Origin of the sequence: Vibrio rotiferianus CAIM 577 = LMG 21460, from assembly GCF_002741985.1 — a bacterium.
Lineage (GTDB): Bacteria > Pseudomonadota > Gammaproteobacteria > Enterobacterales > Vibrionaceae > Vibrio > Vibrio rotiferianus.
In genome coordinates this window covers 1-7,253 of record NZ_APHW01000072.1, presented here as the reverse complement: position 1 = coordinate 7,253, position 7,253 = coordinate 1, and the positions used below count along the sequence as shown (strand labels likewise).

The 7,253-nt window shown below is 40.5% G+C and carries 9 protein-coding genes; 3 read left to right on the top strand and 6 right to left on the bottom strand.

The features are described from left to right. From B853_RS16060 to B853_RS16045, 3 genes are all read right to left on the bottom strand, one after another. The coding region (locus tag B853_RS16060; protein ID WP_211285379.1) for a peptide deformylase at nt 1–183 on the bottom strand (183 nt) is incomplete at its 3' end. A gap of 157 nt (nt 184–340) precedes the next feature. Further along, on the bottom strand, nt 341–928 hold the full coding sequence (locus B853_RS16050) for a HEPN domain-containing protein (RefSeq protein ID WP_128826940.1): 588 nt from the start codon (nt 926–928) through the stop codon (nt 341–343). Continuing rightward, nucleotides 915–1,973 carry a DUF262 domain-containing protein gene (locus B853_RS16045; protein WP_038887127.1) on the bottom strand — a complete coding sequence of 353 codons (1,059 nt, stop codon included), beginning with the start codon at nt 1,971–1,973 and terminating at the stop codon, nt 915–917. The genes B853_RS16050 and B853_RS16045 overlap by 14 nt, the downstream gene beginning before the upstream one ends. Nucleotides 1,974–2,238: 265 nt before the next feature. Between B853_RS16045 and B853_RS16040 the strand changes: the two genes are divergently transcribed. After that, the gene (locus B853_RS16040; protein ID WP_005398409.1) at nt 2,239–2,523 is read left to right on the top strand and encodes a type II toxin-antitoxin system TacA family antitoxin; all 285 of its coding nucleotides are present in this window, start codon (nt 2,239–2,241) and stop codon (nt 2,521–2,523) included. Then, a complete protein-coding gene (locus B853_RS16035) occupies nt 2,520–2,798 on the top strand; it encodes a type II toxin-antitoxin system RelE/ParE family toxin (RefSeq protein WP_031849398.1) in 279 nt (92 codons plus the stop codon). Before B853_RS16040 ends, B853_RS16035 begins: the two co-directional genes overlap by 4 nt. A 696-nt stretch (nt 2,799–3,494) precedes the next feature. Here the strand turns inward: B853_RS16035 and B853_RS16030 are convergent. From B853_RS16030 to B853_RS16020, 3 genes are all read right to left on the bottom strand, one after another. After that, entirely contained in the window at nt 3,495–4,337 is an 843-nt protein-coding gene (locus tag B853_RS16030) for a hypothetical protein (protein WP_038887129.1), read from the bottom strand. A gap of 140 nt (nt 4,338–4,477) precedes the next feature. After that, entirely contained in the window at nt 4,478–5,074 is a 597-nt protein-coding gene (locus B853_RS16025; protein ID WP_038887131.1) for a class I SAM-dependent methyltransferase, read from the bottom strand. Between the two features lie 157 nt (nt 5,075–5,231). Further along, nucleotides 5,232–5,999, bottom strand: coding sequence for a ribonuclease H family protein (locus B853_RS16020; RefSeq protein WP_038887133.1), 768 nt, complete (start codon nt 5,997–5,999; stop codon nt 5,232–5,234). A gap of 161 nt (nt 6,000–6,160) precedes the next feature. On the opposite strand from B853_RS16020, the gene B853_RS16015 reads away from it, so the two are divergent. Further along, nucleotides 6,161–6,418, top strand: coding sequence for a hypothetical protein (locus B853_RS16015; RefSeq protein WP_038887134.1), 258 nt, complete (start codon nt 6,161–6,163; stop codon nt 6,416–6,418). Nucleotides 6,419–7,253: the final 835 nt, after the last annotated feature.

Here is a 7,253-nt window from a genome sequence, read left to right as displayed (position 1 = left end):
GATAATAACAACTGCCTCTTTACGACCAACTTGAGTCGACGCCAAACCGATACCATTGTCAGTCGCATACAGCGTTTCCAACATATCGCCTATTAATGTTTGTACCGCCGTAATATCTCGCACCTTTTCCGCTTTGACCTTAAGCCTTGGATCAGGTGCAGTCAAAATTTCTAAAACTGCCATATTATCCTTCTAATTCTTGGAAGCTCATAACGCCGCATTAAGGTGTGAGCAACGCTACCACGAAACCTAACCATACCACCGTAAACACAAAACCCAACGATGGAATAAAAAATGCCATGCGTTGGGAATCACTCTTAAATGCTTTGTTAGATGCGGCTTATGCTGCTGTAGCCGATAAAGTGCTTTCTATGGCTTTCATATATAGTAATACAGTATCAATATTAGTGTGTAAATCAGAGAATGTAATATCACTAGCCTCATCATTGTGATGAATAATGCTATTTCTTTTATTTACAATAGAGTTAATTTGATCTTTATGTGCAGTGAAATTTTCATTGGAATTTAAATCAACTCCAATATATTGAAAAGCCTTTATAGTCTTATAAGGGTTACCAGAAATAATGTCGGATATATCCTTTTTCGTCGCTTTGTACTCCGCGTCAGAAAAGCTGAGCTCTTTCTCTTTGACTTCCTTAGACAACTTCCAATAAATAAAATTATGCGGAACCTTTGCTTCTTTTAATCTGTTGTGTAAACGAGTTGCATACTCGAAGGCTAAGTCTTGAAGATAAGCCTCCAGATACGTACAAGTAGTAATCAGATATGATTTGACAAAAAAGTTAATATTACTTGAAAATATCTCATCGGGCTCATCTTGAAGAACCCGATTTTGAGATTGAGTAATAATTGCTTTTAACGAGAGCAGTTGTATCTCATATTTTTGGTATAGATCATTGAACTCCATCTACAGCACCCTGTAGCAACACACCCCATAGCTCTTTGCGCTTTAATATTGAGCTCTTATTCTGCAAACCACCCGACAATGTTCGTTGGAACTCAGGGCTTTCACAAAGTTGTGCGTAAGCATTTCGAATACTCTCAGCTTTTTCTATAGCCAATTCAGGCTCAAGCTCACCAACAGTTGTCATCATCAAATCATAATGGACAAGTCCCTTACGCTTTCTCTCGACAGTAGGGTTAACAAATGCATTCTCACCAAATACAGAATTGCACGTATTCAAAGCTCGGTTAAACCGTTCTCGGTGTTCAGCAACCTGTTCTTCACTTAGATCACTATTGGTTTCCATATAGTTATCTAAGAACACCTTTAGGTTATTCCCAAAAGTATTAAGTTCAGGGTCATCTGAGAATGCAAAGTATCTCAAAACTTGCTCATCTGGTTCCAAGCTATCACGAACAGACTCTGAGTTTATTGCTAGCCCAAATCTTGTTATTTCAGGAATAGATCCAAGTTCTGCAAGAAGTCCATCAAGAGAGCCTGGATAAATAGCATGCCTGATTTCCTGATCAGATAACTCTACAGCTCCTTGGTTTAGCCTCGAAAAGATTTCTCGAATTAAGCTTTTAGGATTGTCTTTGCGCAGGATGATACACCTGATTGTTGTTGATTCTAAATCAGTTTGATAAGAGCCAAGTTCAGAAAAACGCTTTCCCTCAAGTTCCTTAAAGGTTGTCATGCCCTCTAAAGCGAACTCATCATTGAAGAATCTAGTAATAGTAGTCAAACGTTGTAGCCCATCGATAACCATATGGCGACCACTGTCATCTTCAGCAAAATAACATGAAGGAAGAGGTATTCTCATCAAACAAGATTCAATAAATTTTGACGACCGTGCCCAACCATCTTTATCCCATTTATATTTTCGTTGGAAATCAGGGTCTAGCTTGAGCTTGGCTGGCGTTGAGTTGATCCGGCTAACTAAAGTTTCAAATGGATAGTCAATCGGATACAAGCTCAGCATTTTATCACTAGGAGACAAATCTGACATAGGTTATCTTCTTCATTTCAAATAATTCTAAGCTCATAAGTCTACAACAGAATCATTCGAGTTTATATGATATTTCGTGGTCGCATCTAACGCCCAATTAAGGTGTGAGGCACGCAATACGATGCTCCCACATACCACCTTAATCACTTAAACCAACGCATAGTAAAAATGCCACGCGTGCCGAATCACTCTTAAATTGTTTGTTAGTTGCCCATCTCAAAGCCTAGTGCTAACATTTGTACACACACCAACAAAGGAATACATCATGGACACTAGAATTCAATTTCGTGTTGATGAAGAAACAAAACGCCTAGCTCAACAAATGGCTGAGAGCCAAGGTCGAACTCTAAGTGATGCTTGCCGTGAACTTACTGAGCAACTCGCTGAACAACAAAGAAAAACATTATCTCACGATGCATGGCTAACTGAACAAGTAAACCTAGCATTTGAGAAGTTTGACTCAGGAAAATCCGTTTTCGTTGAACACCAAACTGCTAAGTCTCGAATGGAAGAGCGCAAAGCCAGAATCCGTAATCGAGGTAAGCAATGATTTTATGGGAAGAAGAGTCACTTAATGATCGTGAAAAGATCTTCGAGTTTCTCTATGACTTCAACCCTGATGCGGCAGAAAAAACTGACAACCTCATTGAAGCAAAAGTAGAAAACTTGCTTGAACAACCTTTAATGGGTGTACAACGAGATGGCATCCGCGGACGATTGCTCATTATTCCTGAGATTTCGATGATTGTCTCTTATTGGGTCGAGGGCGATATCATCAGAGTTATGCGAGTACTCCACCAGAAACAAAAATTCCCTATGGATTGATTGCTTCCTCTGGGGAACTAACGCCGCGTTAAGTGGTGAACAACGCAAACCACCAAACTTAAACCATTGTACCTTAAACACTTAACCTGACAGGAACTGAAATCGCCAAGCGTTGTGAATCCGTCTTAAACGCCTTGTTAGGCGAAGTTTCCCACCAATGTTTAAGTGGTTTTGAAAGCAGATTACCCGAAACCAAATAAGCAACCAAACACCCACTGACTTTTTGTGATTCAAGAACCACAAAACTCACTATGTTTCAGCCAAATTTCCAACGACCACGAAATACGAATTTGCAGCGACTAAGCAGTTTTTGAACCCGAGAAACTAACAGCTACGGGCTAACAGCAAAAACGAAAGCTACGATTAACTTGCCCTTTCCACACTTTGAGCCAGTGAAACTCACAACCAAGCGACTGTGAAAACAAATGAGGCAACCCGCGAAACTCGGCATGTTTTACGGCCAAAGAGATTCAAGAATTTGAGCCGACAATACTGAGTTGCCGACTTAGAAAAACGAATACTCAAAGAGAACTAAGAAGATGAGAATATAGAACTTTCCTGCCCGTCGCCTAACGCCGCGTTAAGTGGTGAGCAACGCTGCCACCCTACCTAAACCATTGTGCCGTAAACACTAAAGCTGAATCAAACCGAAAATGCCAAGCGTTGGGAATCCGTCTTAAACGCTTTGTTATGTGTTTATTTTCGGTTCTTCATATTTTCCTTTGGACCGAGTGGGAACTTCGACTTTTTCCCTTTTTTAACCTTGGCTGCATCAGGGAAGAGTCCTACCATTCTTTCTGTAGATATACTTAACCACTGAGTAGCTTTGATTAAAAAAAGCACTATGTAAGACAAGTCAGTTTGGTTATAAACGCCAGAGCCTCGTCCGTTAGCTTCACTGCGATAATAAGAAATCGGCAGTATATGCGTGTAGTTTGAAACTAAGTCATAATATGCATTAAATTCACCGACATCTGCATCGAGCTTTTCAAGTAGTTCATCTCTAGACGGGATCATGAGAGCCTTTCCAGTTAATAGCTGTTTTTGTAGCTTTGGCGGCAATCCTTTAAAGAACTCCGAGCCTTGCAGGCGTTCTTTGAGTTCTGTTTGCTGATCACGGCAACCAGCTTCATCTTCAGCACTTCTAATGTTCTGATGCAGCCGAATTCGACGAGTACAATCATTAAGGTGCATAACATTTAATTTTACATACCACTCATCTTCACTAATTGGTGTTTCAGACAAATAGAAGAACAGAAGATAACCTTCCATTAAGGCGCGAACATGTGGGGCAATTAGGCTAAATTCCCAGCACTCATAATCACGCTTCGCCCAACGGGTTTTCGGTAATGCTGAAATTAGCCCCTGTGAGTGTAAACACATTCTCGTAAAGATCTGAGATGAGTATCCTTTGTAGTGAACTGCGTAGCGGTTTCCCGTGAAGTTACTGACAGCACAAGCCTCACATACCGCTTTATCAAACCCACTTAGAGCAACATAGAAATCTTCTATACTGTAGCCAACTGACTCATTTTCCACGTAATTTCCTCATAAACACATAACGCCCAATTAAGGGGTGAACAACGCCCCCCCCCAAACATAACGCATTGTGCCATAAACACTAAATTTGAAGTAGAAGCAAAAGTGCCAAGCGTTGAGAATCCCTCTTAAATTGCTTGTTATGTACGTTTCACCGCAACCACGGAATATGTATGCCAATGTTTCATTCTACCCAATGAAGTTCTCGCTTTTTCATCACGTTCAATGAACCTGACTATTTCAAAACCTGAGAACAAAGCCTTTACCTCTGGTTCCGATAAAGGTGTTGTTGGGCTGCGATAGTTATTAGCCCAACTGTCTTTCAAACCCATGAAGTCACCAGCGAATACCCCACCGATTTCAATTGAAGATTTAATGTTGCCCCAAGTCGATCCAAATTGGTTTGGGTCAGCGAAGAACAAACTGGAGTTTGCGATAACTACACCAGATTTTGGATAGTTGAACGACTCAAACGAGGACTCTGAAATATCCACTAATGACTTTGACCCAAACCTGTCTCTACAAATAGCGACTGAATCGGGATTAATATCGAAGCCATGAACTTGATAATTCTGCTGATTGAGATATTCGATATCACTGCCGGTTCCACAACCACAGTCAGTGGCTACTTTGAGGTTTGATTCATTGAGTCTGACAGCAAATTCAGTACGTTTTGAATGTGGGCGAGACAGTGCCTTTTCGTAGTACTGACGCCAAATTTCAGTATTTTCATCCATAAATTTCTGATTTTCCGTAAAAGTACATAACGCCCTGTTAAGGTGTGAGCAACGCAATACCAAAGCCACCGCATACCACCTTAAACACTTAAACCAACGCATAGTAAAAATGCCACGCGTTGCGAATCACTCTTAAACAGTTTGTTATGTGTGGCTATCAACCAGCACGTAACGCCAAGAGTTCAGGGATATTGTGAGTTTCTCTATACAACGAAAGACTCTTATCCTGAGATTCGATAGCTATGATGGACATCCTATCTGCTAACTCATTACCCTCAATGCCAACATGTCCGTTCACATGGTGAATTGTAATTTGAGACGATATTTCTTGGTAGATAGCATAAGCTGGCTTAATTATGTCCAAGTTTTTAATTTCACCACCAGACTTAGTCCAACCTTTTTTCTCCCAACCACTAGCCCACTTTGTAATACAGTCGATAGAGTATTTTGAATCACAAAAGATACCAACTGAACTTCCTGTTGCTAATTTTTCCTTAGCAAGTAGTAATGCTTGATTGAGTCCATGGAGTTCGGCTGTATTGTTAGTACCGAATGATTGGTACAAGCCATACCATAGTTCAGTTAGCTCGTTGCTCTCATATACCGCAAGCCCTGTTCCAGCTTCTCCGGGGTTCGGCTCACAAGCCCCATCAGTGTAGATTTTCACTTCAAATGGCATTGCATCTATTTGTTCCTGAGATAAAGGAACAGATTTTAATTTGCTAGACTTTTTAACTATCTTAGCTTTGACCTTCGGTGCTGTTGATTTTGGTTTTTCACCAAATGCAGACTCTGCTTCTTCAAGCGTTGGAAACGACTTAAACCTTGCTCCAGCAAAACCATCGACTAGTGACTTGCACTTTGCCCAAGTAGTGAAAATACCTGCCTCTCGACCTTTCCAAACAACATAGTATTTTTTAGCCAATTTAAGCTCCTAACCAAGTTTGAACACAGTAATAGCTCAACCACTACCACTACCACTACCACTACCACTACCGACAACTTACAAACAAAACAATTGCATATAAATTAGGTGCATATTACATTATTCTGGTAATTAGCACATGAAAATAAAGGAAAACTTCTATGAGCACACTCAAAATTAGCAAGACTGATTTGACAGCTGTTCGCAACCTACTTATGGGTTCACCATTTAACTGTGAAGAGAGAACGATAAACTACGGTGTACAGTACACTTGCGAAAGTGGAATCAAATGCAACATTCATTATTCTGACAAAAGCCCAGAGATCTTGAAAGCCACAATCCAAAATGGTGAGAAGAACCTAGAACAAAAACAGTTACTTGAGTTCCATTTATCCAGCTTTGCACTAAGCAACGCTTAATAACACAACAAATGCCAGTTTCCATAGCTGGCATTTTCACATAACGCCTTGCTAAGGTGTGAGTAACGCAATACAAAAGCTACCGCATGGCGCCTTAATCACATAAGCCACCGCAAGGTAAAAATGCCACGCGTTACGAATCACTCTTAAGCAATTTGTTAGTACATGCGCTACTTCTATTTATTCGCTCCAAGATATTGAAAAGTGGCATGATATGAAAGGTTTTGAACACTGAAGTGAGACGGGCAGCTACAAAACTTTACCTCGATTGAAAGATAAAAGTTGGCTAGAAGAAAAACGCACTGAACTGCCCTACTTTCACTAGCTTTAAATTAGAAAAGGATTCGTTCCTCGTACTTCAACAGCCACACCAAAAGTAATCAAGGTTCTCTCAAAAACCACCACGAAAATGAAAAAGCGCCAAAGAAATAGGCTAAGAGTTAGAAGCCGTAAACGTTAAAATCAAAGCGAACACTCCACACATAGTGCCACCGGAAAGAACGTGAAAGGTACAAACTGAAAGGTGTAAAGACGAGCGCCAAAACAGATAAACACCAAAACTTATGACCTTTGATGTCAAACCCGTACTAACGCCCTGTTAAGGTGTGAGCAACGCAATACCGAAGCTCCCGCATACCACCTTAAACACTAAAACCAACGCATAGTAAAAATGCCACGCGTTGCGAATCACTCTTAAACAGTTTGTTATGTTTGTTTTTCCAGTTTGAGCTCACCTGTCACTTTAGCCAATCGTAAAGCTACCGCAAAACAAACTAAATACGGACTGATATACCAAAATACTTGCTCAATCGGATGTTTGACTTGCGCGAGCTTG

What these genes read in the sequence shown, in the direction of transcription:
- B853_RS16050 (WP_128826940.1), bottom strand. Translation starts at nt 928, where the DNA reads ATGGAGTTCAATGATCTATACCAAAAATATGAGATACAACTGCTCTCG.
- B853_RS16045 (WP_038887127.1), bottom strand. Translation starts at nt 1,973, where the DNA reads ATGTCAGATTTGTCTCCTAGTGATAAAATGCTGAGCTTGTATCCGATT.
- B853_RS16040 (WP_005398409.1), top strand. Translation starts at nt 2,239, where the DNA reads ATGGACACTAGAATTCAATTTCGTGTTGATGAAGAAACAAAACGCCTA.
- B853_RS16035 (WP_031849398.1), top strand. Translation starts at nt 2,520, where the DNA reads ATGATTTTATGGGAAGAAGAGTCACTTAATGATCGTGAAAAGATCTTC.
- B853_RS16025 (WP_038887131.1), bottom strand. Translation starts at nt 5,074, where the DNA reads ATGGATGAAAATACTGAAATTTGGCGTCAGTACTACGAAAAGGCACTG.
- B853_RS16015 (WP_038887134.1), top strand. Translation starts at nt 6,161, where the DNA reads ATGAGCACACTCAAAATTAGCAAGACTGATTTGACAGCTGTTCGCAAC.